Below are 20,101 nucleotides of genomic sequence, written 5' to 3' on the forward strand. Positions count from 1 at the left end.
CAGATATCAGCCTATCTTGGCTTGCCGGCATCTAGAAGACTTTACAGATAGCAATCGATCAAGGCTAATATGGGGCAAGTTAACAGCAGAATCAGCCTAATTTACGCCTTAATCTGCCCATTAATGCGCATCAGCCCAGCTATCGGCAATACCCGCTTCGGCAACCAATGGCACTTTCAGATCAACCACCGGTGCGGCAGCAGCTTCCATGATGCGGGTGATATGTTTCACTGCATTGTCAGCATCAGCCGCTGGCGCTTCGAAAATCAGTTCGTCATGAACCTGAAGCAGCATATCGGCCTTAATACCCGCAGCCTGCAAGGCTGGCGGGATGCGTATCATGGCGCGTTTGATAATATCCGCCGCACTGCCTTGAATAGGTGCGTTGATCGCCTGCCGTTCGGCAAAACCACGATGCGCCGCACTGCCACCTGCCATTCCGGTAATATGTATCCGGCGTCCAAATAGGGTTTCGACAAACCCGTCTTCGCGCGCTTCGGTCTTGATACGTTCCATATAGGCGCGAATACCCGGGAAATTTTCAAAATAAGAGGCTATATAATCACGTGCCTCACCTTGCGGAATGGATAATTGACGCGCTAAACCAAATGCCGAAATACCATAGATTATGCCAAAATTGATTGCCTTTGCCCGGCGGCGTGTTTCCGAATCCATATGATCCAGAGGAATGCCAAACACTTCAGACGCTGTGCGGGCATGAATATCGATACCGTCCTTGAACGCCTCAATCATACTTTGCTCGCCCGCCACATGCGCAACCAGACGTAATTCGATCTGCGAATAATCCACCGAAATCAGCTTACACCCCTCTGCCGCGATAAAGGCTGTCCGAATTTGACGCCCTTCATTGGTCCGAATTGGAATGTTTTGGACATTCGGATCAGACGAGGACAACCGGCCCGTTGACGCGCCTACCATTGAAAATGATGTATGCACGCGACCTGTTTCAGGCAGAATACATTCGACCAACGCATCCGCATAAGTTGATTTGAGTTTGGCTAGATGACGCCAATCCAAAACTTTGCTGGCAATTTCAACACCTGATGCCGCCAGGTCTTCAAGCACATCTGCCGAGGTTGAATAAGCGCCGGTTTTGGCTTTTTTACCACCTTGCAATCCCATTTTATCAAATAGAATTTCACCCAGCTGTTTAGGTGATGCGATGTTAAAATCTTCGCCAGCCAATGCCAGAATATCCTGTGCCAGCACTTCCATACGTGTGGCAAAATCATTCGACATGCGCGCCAGAATAGAGCGATCAACCCTGATGCCGTAATTTTCCATCTGCGCCAATACCGGAATAAGCGGACGTTCAAGGCGTTCATATACCGAAGCCACTTTTTCGCCTGCAAGGCGAGGTTTCAAGATCATCCATAACCGCAAGGTGATGTCAGCATCTTCAGCCGCATAATCAAGCGCCGCTTCGGGGGCGAGGTCGCTAAACAGTATCTGTTTAGCACCTTTGCCACAGACGTCAGAAAATTTAATCGTTGAATGGTCAAGCCAGTGACCTGCCAGATAATCCATCGAATGACGTTCAACACGCCCCCCATCCAGCACATATGACAGGCACATCGTGTCGTCAACAGGCGCCAGATTTATGCCGCCATTACGAGGGCGCATAAGCACATGAGCATCATATTTCAAATTATGCCCGATTTTCAGCACTGCCGGATCTTCAAAAAGAGGTTTGATTTCGGCCATGGCGGTCTCGAAATCAAGCTGCGGATAATTGGCTGGCGCATCTTCATCCGAAAAATCAAGACCACCTTGCACAGCCACGCCATTGCCCATCACGCTGTCATTTGTCGCCCCATGCCGCAACGGGACATAACAAGCCTGACCTGGTGCTATTGCCATCGATATACCAACCAGATCAACCGCCGACGCATTCAAACCCGTGGTCTCAGTATCAACTGCCAGAAAACCCTGCTTGCGCGCTTTACCCAGAAATGCCACCAAGGCTTCGCGGTCAGTGACAAGCGTGTAATTAGCCTCACTATTTCGCAAATTCTGCGCATCATGTATCGCCTCAATGGTGCTATGCTTGGCTGTCTCATCTTGATTCGCATTTGTTGGCAAGGTCCCGCCCATTGACCGCACTGCCGGAGTTGACGCCTTGTTTGTGGCATCGACGGAAGCACCAATCCGGACAAGCAGACGCTTAAAATCCTGTTCAACCAAAAACGCTTTCAGCACATCCATATTACGTGGCGGCGTTTTCATTGCGTCCATTTCTAATGGTGTTGGTGCATCTTCACGTAGCAAGACAAGCTGTCGCGAGATGCGCGCCTGTTCGGCAAAAGCAATCAAATTTTCGCGGCGTTTGGGCTGTTTTATCTCGTCTGCACGTGCAAGAAGACTTTCAAGATCACCATAGATATTGATGAGTTCGGCAGCGGTTTTCACACCGATGCCCGGAACACCAGGAACATTATCAGACGTATCACCTGCCAAGGCCTGTACATCGACAACTTTATCCGGCGTAACACCAAACTTTTCTTCGACCTCAGCTACACCAATGCGGCGCTGTTTCATCGGGTCAAGCATGGTCACATCACCGCGCACCAGCTGCATCAAATCTTTGTCAGAAGACACGATGATGGTTTCCATATTGGCATCTTCGGCTAGCGCCGCATAGGTAGCGATAAGGTCGTCAGCTTCAAAGCCAGACGCTTCCATCATTGGCAAGCTCAGCGCGGTGGTTGCCTCGCGAACAAGAGCAAATTGCGGAATCAATTCTTCAGGTGGTGCCGAGCGGTTGGCTTTATACTCTGGATAGATGTCTGAACGAAAGGTCTGCCGTGAAGTGTCAAACACCACCGCCACATGATCTGGCATCATGTCATCGACCAGCTTCATCAGCATAGAGGTAAACCCATAGACAGCATTAACCGGCGTGCCGTCAGCGCGGGTCATCATTGGCAAGGCATGATAAGCACGAAAAATATAGCCCGAACCATCAATCAGCAAAAGTCGTGCTTTCTGACCGCCTATATCATTCACTGTCCCCGTGTCATCATTCATCATCATATCCCCAGATACCGTATCTGCTGTGTGGGTTTGCCCTGTAGCGCTTAGCTATTCTCAGCCGTTGATTTTACAAAGGTGCGCGAACAATAAGGACACACGACCTTATCATCTGTGCCAAGCGTTAACCATACTAGCGGATGCCCAAGTGTACCCCCACCACCATTACAGGATACACGGTTCTGACTTGTTGGGATTACAGCCATATCTTCGGCTGTAGCTTCGGACATATTTTCTTGGTTTGACATTATAATCCTTTTCACCAGCGCAGACAGAAAATCTGGCGTGGGTATGTTTATGGAGCCTAGACCAGGCAACTGCCCTTACCACGCATGTGATGAGTGAAATCTATCGCGCGCGCCGCAACGATGCAATCACTTCACCCTGCATGACCCAATTTATTTGCAAGACCCGCATATCAAATACACAAATATAAAGGCTCAAATATAAAGGCTCAAATATAAAGGCGTCTTTGATCATATTGATCAACCCTGTTTATATCTGATGAACAGCGTCATGATTCGCAGTGGCGCATGATGTATGATCGGTCTATAAATATGGCAGTGGTTGTATCAATCTAACCAACCCCCTATTGAATTCATGCGTTCGCTTTTGGAATTATACCATGTCATCACCCATATCATCACCTATGCGAGTCCGGTTTACCGATGCCCCAGAAAATGGCATGGCGATTACGGCACGCGGGCTGGCAAAAACCTATGGCAGCACAGGCAACGATCCCAAAGAAGCGCTGAAAGGCATTGATCTGGATATTCCGGTGGGCTGCGTGTTTGGCCTATTGGGGGCGAATGGCGCGGGGAAATCAACCTTTATCAATATCATGGCGGGTACGGTCGTCAAATCAGCAGGCCATATCAGCATATGGGGCACCGATATTGATGAACATCCCCGCCAGGCGCGCGCCAATATCGGCATCGTGCCACAAGAGCTGAATGTTGATGCCTTTTTCACCCCGCGGGAAACGCTGGAACTGATGTCAGGTTTGTTTGGCGTGCCAAAATCCGAGCGCCGTGTTGATGAAATTCTGGATATGGTCAGCCTGACCGAACAGGCTGATTTTTATGCGCGGCGATTATCAGGCGGTATGCGCCGGCGCTTGCTTGTTGCCAAAGCCATGGTGCATAGCCCACCGATTCTGGTGCTTGACGAGCCCACAGCTGGCGTTGATGTATCATTGCGCCAGCGCCTGTGGGACAATATTCTGAGCTTGCGCGATAGCGGCGTGACCGTGGTGCTGACAACGCATTATCTGGAAGAAGCCGAAGCACTGTGTGACCATGTGGCGATCATCGACAAAGGTAATGTCATCACGTCAAAGCCCAAACATGAATTGATGCAGGAAACCAGCGTCAAGGATCTGCATCTGACGCTGACCTCGCCACCGCCCGATCCTTTACCCAAGGCGCTGATCCGGCTTGGAGCCATATGGCAGGATGGCATATTAAAAATCCAGTTCAACCCACGTGAAATCAGCGCTGGCGCGATCATCAGCAAAGTTACCGCTTTGGGGCTTGAAATCGGCGATGTCAGCACGCAGGAATCCGACCTTGAAGATGTGTTTCTGGCTTTGACATCATAGTCGCTGGCGTCATAGCGATTGACGGCATTATGGTTGGCGGCATTATGGTTGGCAAACAGGCCATAACCATTTTGATAGGATAGTTTTGACAAAATATTGCGGCACCTATTTCCATTGATGCTAAAAGCTTTAGTTGGGGCTTGGCTTTAGTTGGGGCTTGGCTTTGGCTGGCGCACAGTGTATGTCTTGAGCCTGTCCATATGAATGAACGCACCCGTAGCTCAGCTGGATAGAGCGCTGCCCTCCGAAGGCAGAGGTCAGAGGTTCGAATCCTCTCGGGTGCACCAATTCTTCACATGTTATCAATAGATTAAACAAGAACTGCTTTTGCGATGAAGTATAGTTTTGACTATACTACAATTTGTAGTTTGGCCGTTTTTTTCTAAAGCAACGCAAGCAAGGCATTAAAAGTGGGCACTAAACCAGTTCAAAAATGCTTTACAAAGCATCACAAAAGTTCACGCAACAGCATAACAGCGCAAAATCCCTAAAACAGGTTGTATGACGCTTAAATTGCTGTGTGCCGCTAAGCCACTTTCTCGTTACGCTTTCGCATCGCATTAACGATTAGCACATAGGCTGTACCAATCATTCCGCCCAACATAACAGCCATAACTAGCATCATCAATCGATTGCTTTTGATCTCAAACTCTGTTGCTGCAACTGTCATCACTACAGCAGAAAAGTCATCCCCCCTCATCACAGGGGTGTCAGCAAACAATACTTCAGCCCGTTCAAGCGTTTTGTCCTGCTCTAGCTGGCGTTTCTTTTTCTCTAACTCAACTAGCGCATCTAAAAACTCTTTATTTTTTTCAACACGCTGTAGTGTTCTATCTTGTTCTAAAGCTCTTTTTTTCTGCTCCAGCTCAAGCAAGCCGCTTGTAAACGCTCCCTTATCATCACGCGACTCAATTAGCTCAATCTCCTTTTCAATTGCTTCAAAACCACGCAGATAAAAGGGAGTGTCAGTTTTAACGTTGGCAACCATTCCGTTCTGAGCATTGAATGTTTGAGCCTCAATAGTGTTTTTTGCCACTCCCAATTTGCGTGCTATTGCCGCTTGCTCCCGCAAAAATGCTAATCTGTTTTTCGTAGATATTTCATAATCAACAACAACATTTTTGATTTGAGTTTGTACATCCTCAAGTTCAAACCCTTGCTTCAACTCGAACTCTTTCATTTCTTTATAAAAATCAAGTTTTGTGTTCTCAATAGCGGTTGATATGTCTTCCCTCTCAAACGTCTTCTTCTTTTGAGCTGCCGCTAGCGTTGTTGTGAAATCAGCTTTAATAATCTCTCTGACATTTTTGTTAGCATTCACTTTCACATCTGCCAGCACATTTAACCATTTTTCTTGATCATTGAACTCAAATTCTATTGTCCAATGCCTGCGGCTCTCGCCTTTAGCTGTTCCATCAACATTTATTGGGGGCAGCAAACTTATACCTGCTGCAAGTTTAACAATAGCTTTGTTGAAGTCTGTTTCTGTTTCGTAATCATTTTTGTCTAAAACATCATGCTTACGAAAGGCGTCTTCAAACAGCAATCTAGTGTCAATCTGCTCTAAGAACAAATTTCTTAAATTAGCGGGTTCAACCTCAAAAAAACCAAGAGAGTTCGATATCTGATAGGGGTTAGCCATATCAGATGTGATTGGCTTTACCTCAGTTTTTGCAATGAACGACGGCGCTGGTTGGGTGAAGAAAAAACCTAAAACACCCAAAACAGCCATCACAATGACAGCAGCGATTTTGAATTTGCCATCCCAAATAGTTTGGAAAAATTCCAATAAATCGATTTCGTCAGAATATGGCGCTTGATTTTCGTTATTCATAATTAGAGTCCCAGCACGAAAATTAAGGCTGCAAATGATAGAATGAAAATCACAACAAAACTTAAAATTAGAGCTTGTGCCCAAAAGCTATAACGAATCATTTCGCACCTCCGGATCAAAATTGTAGGAAACGGGGATGTTAAAAAAGATACTTAAATTACTAGTAATTTTTACATATATTATTTTTTGCTAAAAAATATAAACTTATTCTAATTAACTCTTGCTTCAAAAATTAAAAGCATTGGCAAAAAAAATAAAAAAGAAAGAGATTGTTGTGATAGAGAATTACAAACAGTTACTTTCAAAGCGGCGACTAAGCCCCAGCCTTTTTTTGATTGAAATAGTAGAAAAACTTTTGTGTCAGATGCCAGGGGAAACACCTTTTGGCATTACTGAGCTTTACGAAAGTTTGGCACATCCTAAGCCTACGTTTTCTAGTTATAGAAATACGTTATTCGCGCTTAAATCAGCAGATTGCATAGTAGTCCAACCCTCAAAAGAAAAAGCTTCAAAGAAGAGTGTTAGTTTAAATGAAGAATTTCGTAGTCAAATTGAGAGAGAGGTTTACGGTTAGATTTTGCTTTTCTTATCACAGAGCCTATGCGGTTAAAAACAGATAGCGATTTAGACTGCTGACTTTACAATATGCTTGTGTACGTAAAGCAGCAGCGCACAGTTCACTCTCTACCAAACAACTTAGACGAGAGGTGCAACACAGGGCTTGGCTTGAAAAAAACTTGAGGCAGTCACAGCAAGTAAGAGACAGTAGAAAAAGAGTTCTTGAGCTTTACACTGAAGCAGCATAGGTCAGCATGTCTTCTGTAATAACAACGGCGATATACTTCATCTAATACAATATGTCCGTTGCAAGTTCATTCAAGAACTTTGATCGGCTTACCTTTGCATTGACGCCTAAAGTGCCTTGATGGTGCCATCGAATTACATTTTGAACTGGAACAACATACACGTCCATACTTGGGAACTTTTCGATGTCTGTCAGGATAAAACCCATTACGCCAGAGAGTTTTTCCTGAAAGCCGCTTTCGTTGAATTTTCGACCAGAGCCGACCTGGTTACTCGGTGTGAAATAAACACCGCCTCTAGTGATCGATCTCACCTCCCATAAACCACCATTTGGATCTTTCAAATCATACCCTGCACCCTCTGATGGAGCTAGTTCCCATCCCGGGTGATCCCATTTTAAGCGCCGTTCGATTATAAAAGAAACCCTTCTTCCGTCTGTGAAATATTCTCGCACGTCTTCTTTTGTGACACGAAATGCTTCTGAGAGACTGTCTACATCCCAGTCGATTTTGAAACGATTTTCCATGGTACCCACCGTTCATGTTTAGGCAGGTAATGAAGCAATTTTTTTTCTTTAAGTCTAGCACTAGTGACGTCGCAAAAGCACAATCCTATTGGTATTCGTGCCTTTGGAACCATTATCGACACCCCAACAATTGGCAGTTTTTGTAAAATCTTGTTGGTTAACCATAACACCCAGTTTTTCAAATGGTAATCCGTTGGCAGCCGCTAAGACGAGATCCTCTAGGAAGATAGACTTGTTTCTAACCTCACCAACTTCGAAGGCAACATGTCCACCACTGCACAATATACGTGACATTTCTGCTAAAACTGAGTGAACCATTTCTGTCCACTCCTCCGCCTTTTTATGCATCGAAATTTTAACTTGCTCGGGGTCTATCCCAGCAAACCAGCATCTTAGCCAGTTATCGGCAGCATATTGAACGATATCAAGAAACGGAGGAGATGTAACAACGAGTTTCACGCTGCCGTCTTCGATTCCACTTGTATTCCACGCAGATCCTACAAAAAGGCGGCTCTTAGTCTCGCTCAGAACACAGCCGTCTCTTAAAAGAGACTTAGACTTTTTGCCTATTATATTTTTGATATCTCTTACTGGCGGACTTAAGCCTAGCTTTTCGTTTATCTTAAGTTGAGCCTTTATCGAAACCGCTTGATTTGGAGGCATCGATCTGCCTGAGAAAAAACCGGGAGAATGTCCCGACAATCTATTGATCGAAACCATTCTGATCCAATCGATTACTGGGTCAGGTTGTAAATTTGAGAGCGGGGCAAGCTTAAGCAACAAGTCCTTTAAACCCTCTAACCCAGCTAACGTCTCAGGGTGATAAAACGCCAACAATTCTTCACTGATATCGTTTTTAGGATTTATAGGCAGTCCAAGAAGTGTTTCATCAATTTGTTTCTGGCTTATTGGATGCAATCGAGGGCGTGTTAGCAACACAGAAAGTGGATTAATATCGTTCCCAAATGCTTGACGCCCCATTAGTGCTGCCTGAACAGGTGTTGTTCCTCGCCCCATGAATGGATCATGAACGGCATCGCCAGATGCAGTGAGTCTTTTGATAAAAAACTCAGGCAGTTGCGCCTTGAAGCAGGCTCTGTATGAAATCTCATGAATTGAATGGGATTGACGCTGTCCTGATGTCCAGTATTCATTTATGAAATAGTGGGTTTCGTTACGTGAAATTACCTCCGTTTCTTTCCCAAATTCCTTGAACTTTACCAAGCCACCAATGAAATCGGCTTCAGGAAGCTTAGCGTCAACTGTGTCGACTCGTTCAAACAGGTGAAGTTGGTTCATGAGTTCTCCTTAATACGAGAATTTTACCACAGAGTGCTATCGTAGGTAATAACAAACTTATGGCTTATGCGGTGGCATACACTAAGTCACGCTAGGTCGTGGGCGATACATTGTTGCTTCTGTCTTGATACCCTTGTTGGCATCAACACATGGGGGCTCTGCCTTGAGAAAATTCTCTTAACGTATTATAGCCAAAATATACACATACTATTGAAATCACTCTAAATTATTGTTAATAATTGAAAATATTTGTAATCTATTTCCTCCGAAGGCAAAGGTTAGAGGTTCGAGTCCTCTCGGGCGCGCCAATTTTTTTCAATAACTCATCTGCCATTAAGGACACAGGGCTGGCATGCAAACAATATATGACGGCAAAGACAGTTGAAAACATTTGCTAACGCATTTTCCATAATGAGAAACTGGCCAAACAAGGCATTTGTTGGCCCAACCTCATGTTTTTATGAGTGAAAAGATTGCATCCACAATGATGGAGTTGATGCACGAGCCTAACTTACCATCAACCCCCTTTACACTTATGTGATAGTCCACCGGACTAAGCAAAAATTATCTGTGGCAGTATTATCAAAAAATTCAAACCACTCATCGCTGTTTACCCTAGATTTAAAGTATACCAGCCTTAAATTAAACCTTTCAAAAGAGGCTGTTTAGCACTCACTAAAAGGTTTAATCAGCCATGTGATTATGGCATCAAGCCACCTTTTTAAAAACGTGTTTGTTATCCCCCGCCAAAGATATTTTGTATAATTTCTTTAGTATTTTAGACATGAAATTGTAACGAAAAGATTGGAAAACGAACGCCTACTAAATCAACTCACCAAAAGGTTTTCCAAATGAAACAGTTCATACTTACTGCACTTTTGAGTACCACTCTTTTATCGTCTTCACTGACTTTTACAGCAGTTGCTGATAGCCATGGCTCGCATAAAGCAATTGGGGAAACAAGCGCACTGATTCCCGAAGCTGGTCTTGCAACAAAGCCTCTAAAAGATGGTGAAAGCGCAAACACCAACTTCCCATTCGCAAACTTCAAAGCCATTGCTACTGTTGGTGAAATTGATGCCGAATCAGGGTTGGCGTTGACAGGCTATCCAGATGGTCAGGCAGCCATGCTTGCAGATGATCAAACCGTCCGGGTTGTCTATCAGAGTGAATCTTACGCAACAATGGGTCGCGCCCCGCAGCCTGAGACATACCCATGGCAGATGAAGAATGGTGTTTCCTTTACAGGTTCACATATCCACACAATTGATTATGACAGAGCAAAATTTGCAGATTTCATGAACAATAAGAATATTGCAAAGGACATGGTCATAGGTTCAGGAAAACTGTTTGACACGGTATATAACGGTTTTGGCGAAATCGTATCTGCACCGTCTTTTGACCCCGCCTACCTTTCAGGCAAATGGGGCAACCAAACGCGTCCAGATGGAACTTTAGTGCAATTCAAGCCCGACTTTCAGTTGAGTGAAGCAGATTATTTCTTCCAAAGCTTCTGCGGTGCTTGGTATGAGCAAGCCAATAAATATGGCGATGGCATTGGGTTTTCCGATGATGTATGGCTGACAGCTGAAGAATGGGAAATCGGACAAATGTTCCCAGCTGGAAAGTATGATTCAGCAGCAACTCTTGGCCTAGCAAGTGTCGTTGTCGATATTGCTAACCGTACGGCTTACACCGCTCCTGCGCTTGGCCAGACCGGGTACGAGAAGCTCATGCCTATCAATTCAGGTCATAAAGACTATGTGGTTATCGTGGCAGCTGGGTATAATCACGGCCAAGAACCTGCGCCAAATCGTATCTATGTTGGCATGAAAGACCGTCATGCAGATGGCAGCAAAATTAACTATGCAACCGCAAATGAGCGTGATGCTTTCCTTGCACGTAACGGTTTGTTGCATGGTAAGATTTACGGCCTAGCACTTGCCCCTGAAGTATTTGCTGACCTTGGCATTGAGGTGAAGCTTGATGCGAAAATGGTAGATGACTATATGAAAGATGCTACTGCGCCAAACGATTTTGACGGTCGTTTTTATCCTACATCCTATCAGTGGTCAGGTTTTGATAAGCCATTAGCTGTTCAAGACACAGAGATGATGTTGTGGGAACATGAAGATGAGCAGCCAGAAGGATATGTATTCTTCAATGGTGATACCAAAACTGAACATCCTGCTGCTGACCCTTCAGGAGCCGCACGTTATTTCCAGAACATGACTGATGAAGGTGGTTTGCTTGCTTTTGACCTTGGCAACCTTGCCAAGGCTCTGAACGCAGCCAACGGTGAGCTTCCTGCATTCCTTGATGTGTCTGTTAAGCGTTCTGTTGCAGCAGTAGATGGTGCATTGACACTAAAGCTTGGTGGCGAAGGTAAGACTAAGGATGGCGATGCTTCTATCCATATGGAAAAAGGCGTTGCTAAGATGGTTGCACCTGATGGCCTGTATTGGGCAAAAACTAGCGATGGTGACTATCTGATTGTTGACGAAGATTCAGGAAACGATTTCGGCGAACGCAAATATGTGCTGACAATCGATAATGACATGAATGTCACTGATGCGCATCTTCTTGCGATTGCAGGTGGTAAGTATAGCTCACGTTATGAAGCAGGTGTGTCAGCACTAGGTGGTGCTTTCACAAAGCCAGGCACAACTGAATTTTCAGGTTCATGGCCTGTGACTGCTTTGATTGAAAAGAAGGCTGATGGGTCTTTCTATTCAATGGAAGAGTTGCAAGGAACAGCTCGCCACGATATTCGCAGCAAAATCAGCACCGCTGACCAAACCTATATTGGCGTGGTTCAGGCTCGTCCAGAATCAAGTGGTTCTGTAGAAGCACATGGCGGTGATGCAGGTGGACAAATCTTTATGTTCACCATGAACCCTAATAAATAACGACAACATAATAATGAAGAGAGGCGTGCGACTACGCCTCTCTTTTTTGCCTTAATAACAAATACCCTCAATAATAAATACTATCTCTCAACAATAATAACCAATCACCCTTTAACCGCCTTCTTGAAGTCGTGTTTGTCGTCACCCACTGGGGTCAGTTTTATCAACCTAAATTTTATCGACCTAAGTTTAATCACCCCCAACATAACACTGAGTATAAAACTGAGTATAACTTACCCCGTGGGCCGCCACCGCCATGATCATGTCCTACAAAGCGTTTGGGGTGAAAACATTACACATTTAAAATGATACCACCCGATATGGCAGAGGAAGCTGGCACAAAACACTTCATCTTCTTGACATACGCGATGGCATTGCTACAAAGTTCATACGGTTTATTAATATAATGAATACACTAATACGCTTTATACAATCGGTTTGATGATTGTTCTCGTTACCTGTTTTTTATGAATGGAATATAAAATTAAATCCCTTAAACGCATCATATCAATCATTTTTGTTTTTGGCTTTGGCGCTGGAGCGTCATTTCTATTTTTCACATATAAAAATGGTGACCATGATTATAAATCCATGCACGAACGTCATCACAGCCAATCTGGTATGGCTGATGGCAATACGCATAAAGCTGATGGCAATACGCATAAACATGATGAAGTCAATATGCCAGGCTTGCAGGGCAAGGACACAACTGACCAGGAAGTCAATGACCTCAAGACTATATTCCGAGAACATGAGGGTATAGTAAGAGAGGTCATTAATCTTGCAAACGGCATAAAAACAACGACCGAAGCGCAAGATGTAAAATTGCGAGATGCTATTACGTCGCATGTTTCAATGATGGTCACAAGACTCCAAGAAGGCAAAAACCCGGAAGTGATGATACAATCACCTACGTTGGATACTTTGTTTGAAGTGTATGACGAAATTGAAACTGAAATAGAAATGACTGATTTAGGCGTTGCGGTTATTCAAACATCATCTAACCCAGAAGTGGTCAAATTCCTTCAAACGCATGCGGCGGAGGTCAGCGATATGTCTGCAAGAGGTATGGTCGCAGTCCATGAAAGAATGATGCAGGGAACAAATGAATAAAAATCCTGCGCCTCAGCAAACTATATTTATGGTATAAAGTATCACTATTCACAATTTATTGAGGCGTTCAGATGAGAAATCTTCGTTTATCCCTATTCTCTTTTATTACCGTCATTTCCACACTTATTGCTCCCGCCTGGTCAGATGGACATGGACATCAGATTGATTATGCGGTTGGCGACAAAAATTTCTCTGCTCACCTTGAAAAATCAAATTCATCAAAAGGTACAGTGTTTATCATTCATGATTGGGACGGCTTAACTGATTATGAAAAATCACGAGCCAAAATGCTGTCTGAACTTGGGTTTGACGCTATCGCTGTAGATTTATTCGGTGTTGATGCAAAGTTAGAAGGTCGGGATGACTATAGAAGAGAAACAGGCGCACTTTACAAAGACCGCGCTCAATTCAGGGCTAGAATTTCTGCTGCAATGGACGCAGGCAAAGCCAGTGGTGTAAACACAGAAAACATTGTTATCATAGGGTATTGCTTTGGTGGCGCGGCTGTTCTTGAAGCTGCAAGGGCCGGAATAAAAGCCAATGGTTTTGTTAGCTTTCATGGCGGATTAGGCACACCAGAAGGACAAAATTATAATCAGACCACGGCTCCTGTTCTTTTACTACATGGTTCAGCAGATCCTGTTTCAGGGATGACTGATTTAGCAGCTCTTCTTGATCAGCTTAAAGAGGCGAATGTTCCTCACGATGCGGAAGTGTTTGGAGGTGCAAGGCACTCTTTTACTGTTCCCGGTTCCAGAGATTATGATGCTCAGGCTGATAAAAAATCTTGGGATGCATTACAGAGGTTTCTGAATAGGCTAAGCTAGTAATATCACCCCAAAATTGGGTTCCAAGTCAGTATATCAGCATGGCGGCGGAGCGTTCTAGGCGCACATTATTATTTTAGCTAATCATCAAGGCCATCAAGTAGGCCCTTTTAAAATGGTTTATAATGTTTCCATTGTTGCGAACTGCCTTGGTACAGTTTCTCTCTTACCTGCACGTTAGATGCCGATGCGACTCTGCGCCTATTATTTTGGGGGAATAAACATTCATTATCCCACTCCAAATCGAGATACGTAATTAGTTTGTGTGTCTCGTCTTCTTGATTAACTGTAAGCCGTTCGTAATCAAGGGTATAAATCCTTTTACCAAGATCATGGTGTGTGCAAGCCAAGTTGAAAGGCGCTTTGGCATAGCCAGGCTGCAACGCGATCACGTGGCTATAACTGGCTTCAGCCTTGTTTAATCTTCCGCGCTGATGGATCATGGCGCCCAAATTGTAATGAGTTTCAGCGTTTCGGCGCGCTTGCCGCTATATTGTTTGTGTCAACGACAAGAGAACGTTTCGGTTCTTATTCAATATTTAGTGGCATTAGGTTGCTTTAAATACTATATCTAGAGAGAGCATCTGCCTTACTTGACTTAAATAAAGAACAAAGGTAGAACATTAACTGGAGTTCGCCACTTAGCCTCCGTAACAAAAGGCAAAAAGATATGAATGATACAACATTTGACGTAAGCAGACTTTCAATCACAAACGGCCTATCTTCCGGCTATCGGAAAAAAGCGCGGAACATGCTAACGAAAGCAATGGTCACGCTGGTAACGTGTGGAGCTCTAGTTTACGTCATCACCACTCATATATTTTAGTCATCGTAATAGGTGACTAAAGCATTCTAACCAACAATATATGCACGATTGCCACACTTTGGTTCAACATTCATAGGCCTTATATTTAAGTCATAGACTGCGCTTTTGACGTGACATGATATGATGATTGAGTTTGAAAGCAAAGACGCAGCAAACATTCTTTATCATAGTGAAGAGTATCAAGCTGCAAAAGCTGTTAGAGAAGAATGTTCCGACACTGATTTAATGATTGCTGAAGGCGTGTCTGATTAAACGTCAATGCCCAACCTTCCGCGTCCATTTGCTCAGTACAATAATAGCTGTTTAGTGCATAGGCCGATACAGACGACTGTCACAGCAATAATGCTGCTTAAAATGTGGCTTTTTCACGCCTGACAAAGTGATAAACACTAAGCTGGAACCATACCCACCTCGTAGGTATTATATAGGGCTGTTACACAGATTGCTGTTCAAGATAGGTAACCCGTCTAATTGCCCATACATATAGAACCATATGGATGTCGCTGACTAATTTTTTCATCAAATGCGAATATATCCAGCATGGCGTTATATCCTGCATCAGTAATGGCCATTTCTACAGGCCAGCACCCCATATTCTGATAGGCATGGATGCATTGCGTTAAGACCGCTTCATCAATTTGTGGAAATAGAGATTTTTCGGCTATTGCAATTTCTGCGGCAGGTCTGGTTGCCACATATTGCCTAGTTCTCGCATAAGCACGACAAAAAGCGTGACCGTCATCAGTTTCTAACCATTCCGGCATAGCTGCCAAACTAGAAAATGCACAAGGGCCAACCATTGGCCCCAGAGCCGCAACAACATAGCCAACGCCATCTGCTTCAAGCTGCTGAGGAGCAGGCCCTTGCTGATGTATATATTGACCTTGCCCCTGCCTGTAAGCAGCATCCATTTCCTTGGCGTTGCCGGCATCTATAATATTAATTTTATGAATATCTATACCTGCTTTGTGGCAAGCATACTTGAACATAGTCATTGGTTGACCGCCGTGATGCACAAGCACATCAGCACCTTCAAGAGACGACCATTCAAAATTCTTATCATTATCCCGGCCGCTGATAAAAAACCCATCCATATTGTTGATTAATGCAAAATGCCGCGCCTTAGGCTGATGGCCATTTTCCAGAGATGCAAAGCCCTGACTGATGGTTGATTGCACAACCTGTGCAGTGCCATCTTCCAACGCATTTAAAGCCGATACCCCTGGTTCAGCGACACTCCAATCATATTCAAACCCTTCCTCAGCCAAAAAACTGCCTGTCATAGTTGAAATTAAAGGTGAATAAAAAGCTGAAAACAGAGTAAATTGAAGATGTATTTTAGCCATCAAAGAAGCCCCAATAATGTTTTATATGCAGTTACTAATGCTAGCTCACAAAAGCATGTCATAGCTAGCAACGATTCTAATATAATCAGACTAATTAACCTTTATGGATTTCTGAAAAGACTGTCTGGTGAACATTGCCTATTCATAACGACGGCCTGCATCGGATGGACGATTGCGTGCTCAACTCAATTGTGAAGCAATTTCGAAGGTAATGGATAATGGTAAATCAACTTTTGCTGCCATATTTAATTATCCAACGAAACAGCTGTCGCGCAGGATCTTTTAAGAGCCATAACATATTTTACAATGCTTCGCACAACCCTCAAATACATATTTGCCATTACGTTTAGCGGCACGAATGAATGTGGGCGTCTGCTTGTGTGATTTGAGGCGAAGGTAAATATCAACAGCCTCCATCATCGTTGGGCTGTCATCCACGACATCATCTTTATCATCAATGACCAGATGTAATGCTGGTACATCCATCTTCTGCAATCTTAGCCCATGCCAGTAATCATCTAATCGCTGGCTAATAGACTGGGCAGAACGAGTGGCTGTTTTGGCTGACTTGGTACGAAGGCTGATACTGACTCTATCACTGCGGTAATGCTGTTTAACATCAGCAGGAACACGCCTGACGAAGTGATAAATACCAAAACGGACACGGATATATGAGGGTTGATTGTACGTCATTTTGTACGACACCTGACCTGTTAGCACAATAAATGCTTACATATCAGTCATGTAGGTGAAAAAGTGGTGCCCGGGGGCGGACTCGAACCACCGACACGCGGATTTTCAATCCGCTGCTCTACCAACTGAGCTACCCGGGCCTTAGCGTCATCTTGCTGGGTATCGTCTGATACCCCACATATGAGATGGTGATCAATGGTAAGACGCACAGATGCGTGATCACTTCGGCTTCAACGGATATAACGACCTTGCAAGGCGGTGTCTAGCCTCAATTGACCAAATGAAACAGTCTTTATCGCTCGTCATCATTTCCATCGTCATGATCAAAGCGTCTGCCCTGTCCCGTATTATCGGCTTCGGCCTCGGCGATCAACGCATCTATAATCGTATCGTCTGCTGCATCAACCGCTGGGATGGCGTATTTGCCCTGAAACCAACGCCCAAGATCAATATCAGCGCAGCGTGATGAACAAAATGGCCGCGCCGCATTGCTGGCCATTTCACCACAAGTCGGACATTTAACCGGCTTCAAATTTGATTTTGATGATACTGACATAACGGCCTCAATTCATGATATAGGCTGGTGCATCCGGCGCAAGATCTGACAAAACTACAAGACGAAGCGGTCTGTCAAGCGCCGCGCAGGCAGGTGCCCCCTTATCTGACAACCATTTGGATACGGGCGCTGAAACTGCCAGCTCGATTTCGGCTGGCACCGGAGATGAAGCGATGCGATGTGACGCAAGCCTTAAACCAGCAAGTGCCGTTTGGGCAACGCGGTCAGACATGATATCAGCTAGGCTTTGTTCGCCATATGGCACACGCATTTCCAACAAACCGCCGCGGGTAAAGCCGAGAATTTCAGGTGGGTGCAGATCATCTGCCAACGCATCCTCAAATTGTTCCAAAATTGCTTTGCCTGACTTATTTCCAAGCCGGGGCATATCTACAAGCAAAGCACCGCCCATTGCCCGTATGCGTATCTGGCGGATAATTTCGGGTATGGCAACCATCGCCAGACTTTGCATCATATCACCAGCTTTAGGGTTAGTATAACCGGCGCTGTCCAGATCAATCGCCCATAAAGCATGGGTGCGTTGACACCATAAACACCCCCCTTGTGGCAAGGGCACCCTTGCCTGCAGCGCATTATCAATCACCTCATCGAGCGTCTCGGCAAGATGCTGGCTTGCGGCAGGGTCTGTCGGTTTGATTAGCGCGGCATCAGGGGCGTAGCGTGCAATCTGTTCAGCCAGAGTGCCAGCGTCATGGATCACATGCGGGGAACGTGCCGCATGTATCTGGTCAGAGGTCACCTGCGTCCCTGTCTGCCAGGCATGAAGCAACGCTTTCACCGAATCTTCCATGGCATCTAAAGCCAGCGCACTGGCAGCCCCGCGGATAATAAAGCCAAAATCATGCGGCAGAACTGCCTTGATCATTGACTCCATCGCATCACCAAGATCAGATGACGAAAATCTTTTCGACCGGAAAACACCGCTACTTCCTGGTAGTAAAATACCGTAACGCGACACCAGACGCGCACCAAGAATAGCCTGCCATGCCTTATCTTCGCGCGGGGCGGCGGTGATAGTTATAGGCCGCACATCGCCAGGTTTTGGCCGATCCTTTGCCCGTAATCGCACACTTACAGACGTATCGTCATATAAACGCGCTGTGGCACGATTCTGAGCGCTAAAAACCTGTTCGATACGGGCAAGATGCACTGAGCCTAATAAAGTCGGCATATCCCAACGGCGATGCCATATTTCATAGATTGAGTCAGGTGTCACCGCATAGGCGTCCAAGGCCCCCGTGGGTTTTCCGCAGATAAAGGCAACACGCGTTTGCCCTGGTGCTTCGTCAACATATATATGAGTGATCGGACCTGTCATGTTATATCCGGCCTGTCATGTCATATCCGGCATATGCATGACATCAAAACCCTGCCCACCCAGCATGGCCGCTATATCAAACAAGCTAAAGCCAACAATATTGGAATAGGATCCGCTAATCTGCTGGATGAATATGGCAGCCATTCCCTGGATGGCATAACCACCAGCCTTACCTTGCCATTCGTCGGTAGCGATATAATTGTCAATATCATCTGGCCCAAGCGTGCGAAAGCGCACCATACTTGTAACCAGACGGGTGTGCAAATGACCATCCGGCGAGATCAGCGCGATGCCGCCATAAACACGATGGCGGCGCCCTGACAGCAAAGAAAGACACGTGCGTGCCGTCGCTGGATCATCGGTTTTGGGTAAAATACGCTGGCCGCATGCGACCACAGTGTCGCCAGCCAGAATAAATTTATCAGCCGTTTCAGCATTCTGATTACGGGTTTTGAGCGCTTTTTCCGCCGCCATACGCACGGCATAAGGTTGAGGTTTTTCTCGCTTTTGCGGGGTTTCGTCAATATCGGCAACTATGATTGCCGGTGATAACCCAATCTGAGCCAGTAATTCACGCCGACGCGGCGAGGCCGATGCCAACACAAGCTGGCTATCATCACCTGTCACTTTGTTATTATGAGGTTTCTGTTTGGTGGTCATCGCGCAAGACTTCCTAATATGGGCACTTTAATATCATGCTTAACCCAAGCACAATATAAAGCGGCAATATCATGCACTTTACAACACCATACCCTAAATGTGAGGGCTGGCTTCAGAAGCTTACTTGAAACGAAAGGTTATGCGCCCTTTGCTGAGGTCATATGGAGTCATTTCAACATTAACCCTATCACCCGCAAGCACACGAATACGATTTTTCCGCATCTTACCACTAGTATGGGCAAGCACTTCATGATCATTGTCAAGTTTCACCCGAAACATTGCATTGGGTAACAGTTCTGCGACTGTTCCTGAAAATTCAATTACGCCTTCTTTGGCCATGTGACCCTTTTCCATAGCTGCTTAGTTGCAATAGAGATGCGCAAAAAAGCGGGAAAGGTCAAGCTTTTACTGTAATTTTTGTATCAAGATAAATACCAAGCTTGGCCGCAATGTCATCGCGCACCGCGCGATAAGCTACCAAACGCTCTTCGCGGCTACCTTGCAAATCAGCCAAATCATCAACCGGCCAGTATAAAGTTTCACAATCTACATTGCGCACGCGTTCCTGAGCAGCCTTATCGGCCTCTGTGGAAAAGGAAATAATCACGTCATAAAACTCGCAATCCAGATCAGCGAATGATTTAGGCGTATGTGCGGCCATATCAATATCAATCTCCTGCATAACCGCCATTGCAAATCCATCTGGTGCCCCAGGTCG

General features: G+C 45.2%; 17 protein-coding genes, 2 tRNA genes and 1 pseudogene. 7 read left to right on the forward strand and 13 right to left on the reverse strand.

Annotated elements, in window-relative coordinates; translation table 11 throughout:
* Window positions 1–120: 120 nt before the first annotated feature.
* Complete coding sequence (gene polA, locus ACTF7Q_RS00690; protein WP_438995932.1) at window positions 121–3,051, reverse strand: DNA polymerase I; 2,931 nt, start codon at window positions 3,049–3,051, stop codon at window positions 121–123.
* A gap of 47 nt (window positions 3,052–3,098) precedes the next feature.
* Window positions 3,099–3,299 (reverse strand): zinc-finger domain-containing protein, encoded by a 201-nt coding sequence (locus ACTF7Q_RS00695; protein WP_438995933.1) that lies wholly within the window; start codon window positions 3,297–3,299, stop codon window positions 3,099–3,101.
* A 377-nt stretch (window positions 3,300–3,676) separates the two neighbouring features.
* Here ACTF7Q_RS00695 and ACTF7Q_RS00700 point away from each other — a divergent pair, with 377 nt between their 5' ends.
* Together ACTF7Q_RS00700 and ACTF7Q_RS00705 are read left to right on the forward strand one after the other, a co-directional pair.
* Complete coding sequence (locus ACTF7Q_RS00700; RefSeq protein ID WP_438995934.1) at window positions 3,677–4,651, forward strand: ABC transporter ATP-binding protein; 975 nt, start codon at window positions 3,677–3,679, stop codon at window positions 4,649–4,651.
* 210 nt (window positions 4,652–4,861) lie between these two features.
* Window positions 4,862–4,938, forward strand: a tRNA-Arg gene (locus ACTF7Q_RS00705).
* Window positions 4,939–5,177: 239 nt separating this feature from the next.
* Here ACTF7Q_RS00705 and ACTF7Q_RS00710 read toward each other — a convergent pair.
* Window positions 5,178–6,485, reverse strand: a complete 1,308-nt coding sequence (locus tag ACTF7Q_RS00710) for a hypothetical protein (RefSeq protein ID WP_438995935.1) — start codon at window positions 6,483–6,485, stop codon at window positions 5,178–5,180.
* 220 nt (window positions 6,486–6,705) lie between these two features.
* Here ACTF7Q_RS00710 and ACTF7Q_RS00715 point away from each other — a divergent pair, with 220 nt between their 5' ends.
* Complete coding sequence (locus ACTF7Q_RS00715) at window positions 6,706–7,059, forward strand: hypothetical protein (RefSeq protein ID WP_438995936.1); 354 nt, start codon at window positions 6,706–6,708, stop codon at window positions 7,057–7,059.
* 273 nt (window positions 7,060–7,332) lie between these two features.
* Here the strand turns inward: ACTF7Q_RS00715 and ACTF7Q_RS00720 are convergent, their stop codons facing one another.
* Window positions 7,333–7,815: a hypothetical protein gene (locus ACTF7Q_RS00720; protein ID WP_438995937.1), complete on the reverse strand. Its 483-nt coding sequence runs from the start codon at window positions 7,813–7,815 to the stop codon at window positions 7,333–7,335.
* A gap of 60 nt (window positions 7,816–7,875) precedes the next feature.
* Complete coding sequence (locus tag ACTF7Q_RS00725) at window positions 7,876–9,114, reverse strand: DNA methyltransferase (protein ID WP_438995938.1); 1,239 nt, start codon at window positions 9,112–9,114, stop codon at window positions 7,876–7,878.
* An 851-nt stretch (window positions 9,115–9,965) separates the two neighbouring features.
* Between ACTF7Q_RS00725 and ACTF7Q_RS00730 the strand changes: the two genes are divergently transcribed.
* The 4 genes and pseudogenes from ACTF7Q_RS00730 to ACTF7Q_RS00745 form a co-directional block, all read left to right on the forward strand.
* Window positions 9,966–12,023: a calcium-binding protein gene (locus ACTF7Q_RS00730; protein WP_438995939.1), complete on the forward strand. Its 2,058-nt coding sequence runs from the start codon at window positions 9,966–9,968 to the stop codon at window positions 12,021–12,023.
* Between the two features lie 471 nt (window positions 12,024–12,494).
* Window positions 12,495–13,136: a hypothetical protein gene (locus tag ACTF7Q_RS00735; RefSeq protein ID WP_438995940.1), complete on the forward strand. Its 642-nt coding sequence runs from the start codon at window positions 12,495–12,497 to the stop codon at window positions 13,134–13,136.
* A 71-nt stretch (window positions 13,137–13,207) separates the two neighbouring features.
* Window positions 13,208–13,963 carry a dienelactone hydrolase family protein gene (locus tag ACTF7Q_RS00740; protein WP_438995941.1) on the forward strand — a complete coding sequence of 252 codons (756 nt, stop codon included), beginning with the start codon at window positions 13,208–13,210 and terminating at the stop codon, window positions 13,961–13,963.
* Between the two features lie 946 nt (window positions 13,964–14,909).
* Window positions 14,910–15,041, forward strand: a pseudogene (locus ACTF7Q_RS00745) (DUF1330 domain-containing protein); the annotation flags it as partial.
* A 215-nt stretch (window positions 15,042–15,256) separates the two neighbouring features.
* Here ACTF7Q_RS00745 and ACTF7Q_RS00750 read toward each other — a convergent pair.
* The 8 genes from ACTF7Q_RS00750 to ACTF7Q_RS00785 form a co-directional block, all read right to left on the reverse strand.
* Window positions 15,257–16,135, reverse strand: coding sequence for an ABC transporter substrate-binding protein (locus tag ACTF7Q_RS00750; RefSeq protein WP_438995942.1), 879 nt, complete (start codon window positions 16,133–16,135; stop codon window positions 15,257–15,259).
* Window positions 16,136–16,417: 282 nt separating this feature from the next.
* On the reverse strand, window positions 16,418–16,828 hold the full coding sequence (locus ACTF7Q_RS00755; RefSeq protein WP_438995943.1) for a DUF6538 domain-containing protein: 411 nt from the start codon (window positions 16,826–16,828) through the stop codon (window positions 16,418–16,420).
* 64 nt (window positions 16,829–16,892) lie between these two features.
* Window positions 16,893–16,968 (reverse strand) — tRNA-Phe (locus ACTF7Q_RS00760).
* Between the two features lie 152 nt (window positions 16,969–17,120).
* Window positions 17,121–17,384, reverse strand: coding sequence for a DNA gyrase inhibitor YacG (locus ACTF7Q_RS00765; RefSeq protein ID WP_438995944.1), 264 nt, complete (start codon window positions 17,382–17,384; stop codon window positions 17,121–17,123).
* 7 nt (window positions 17,385–17,391) lie between these two features.
* Complete coding sequence (locus ACTF7Q_RS00770; protein WP_438995945.1) at window positions 17,392–18,723, reverse strand: ribonuclease E/G; 1,332 nt, start codon at window positions 18,721–18,723, stop codon at window positions 17,392–17,394.
* A gap of 15 nt (window positions 18,724–18,738) precedes the next feature.
* On the reverse strand, window positions 18,739–19,383 hold the full coding sequence (locus tag ACTF7Q_RS00775) for a Maf family protein (RefSeq protein WP_438995946.1): 645 nt from the start codon (window positions 19,381–19,383) through the stop codon (window positions 18,739–18,741).
* Window positions 19,384–19,503: 120 nt separating this feature from the next.
* Window positions 19,504–19,722, reverse strand: coding sequence for a translation initiation factor IF-1 (gene infA / locus ACTF7Q_RS00780; protein WP_013046186.1), 219 nt, complete (start codon window positions 19,720–19,722; stop codon window positions 19,504–19,506).
* 58 nt (window positions 19,723–19,780) lie between these two features.
* Window positions 19,781–20,101, reverse strand: a 321-nt coding sequence (locus tag ACTF7Q_RS00785; protein WP_438995947.1) for a low molecular weight phosphatase family protein, incomplete at its 5' end; no start/stop codon positions are given.

Origin of the sequence: Puniceispirillum sp. (SeqCode) (genome assembly GCF_965657105.1) — a bacterium.
Taxonomy (GTDB): domain Bacteria; phylum Pseudomonadota; class Alphaproteobacteria; order Puniceispirillales; family Puniceispirillaceae; genus Puniceispirillum.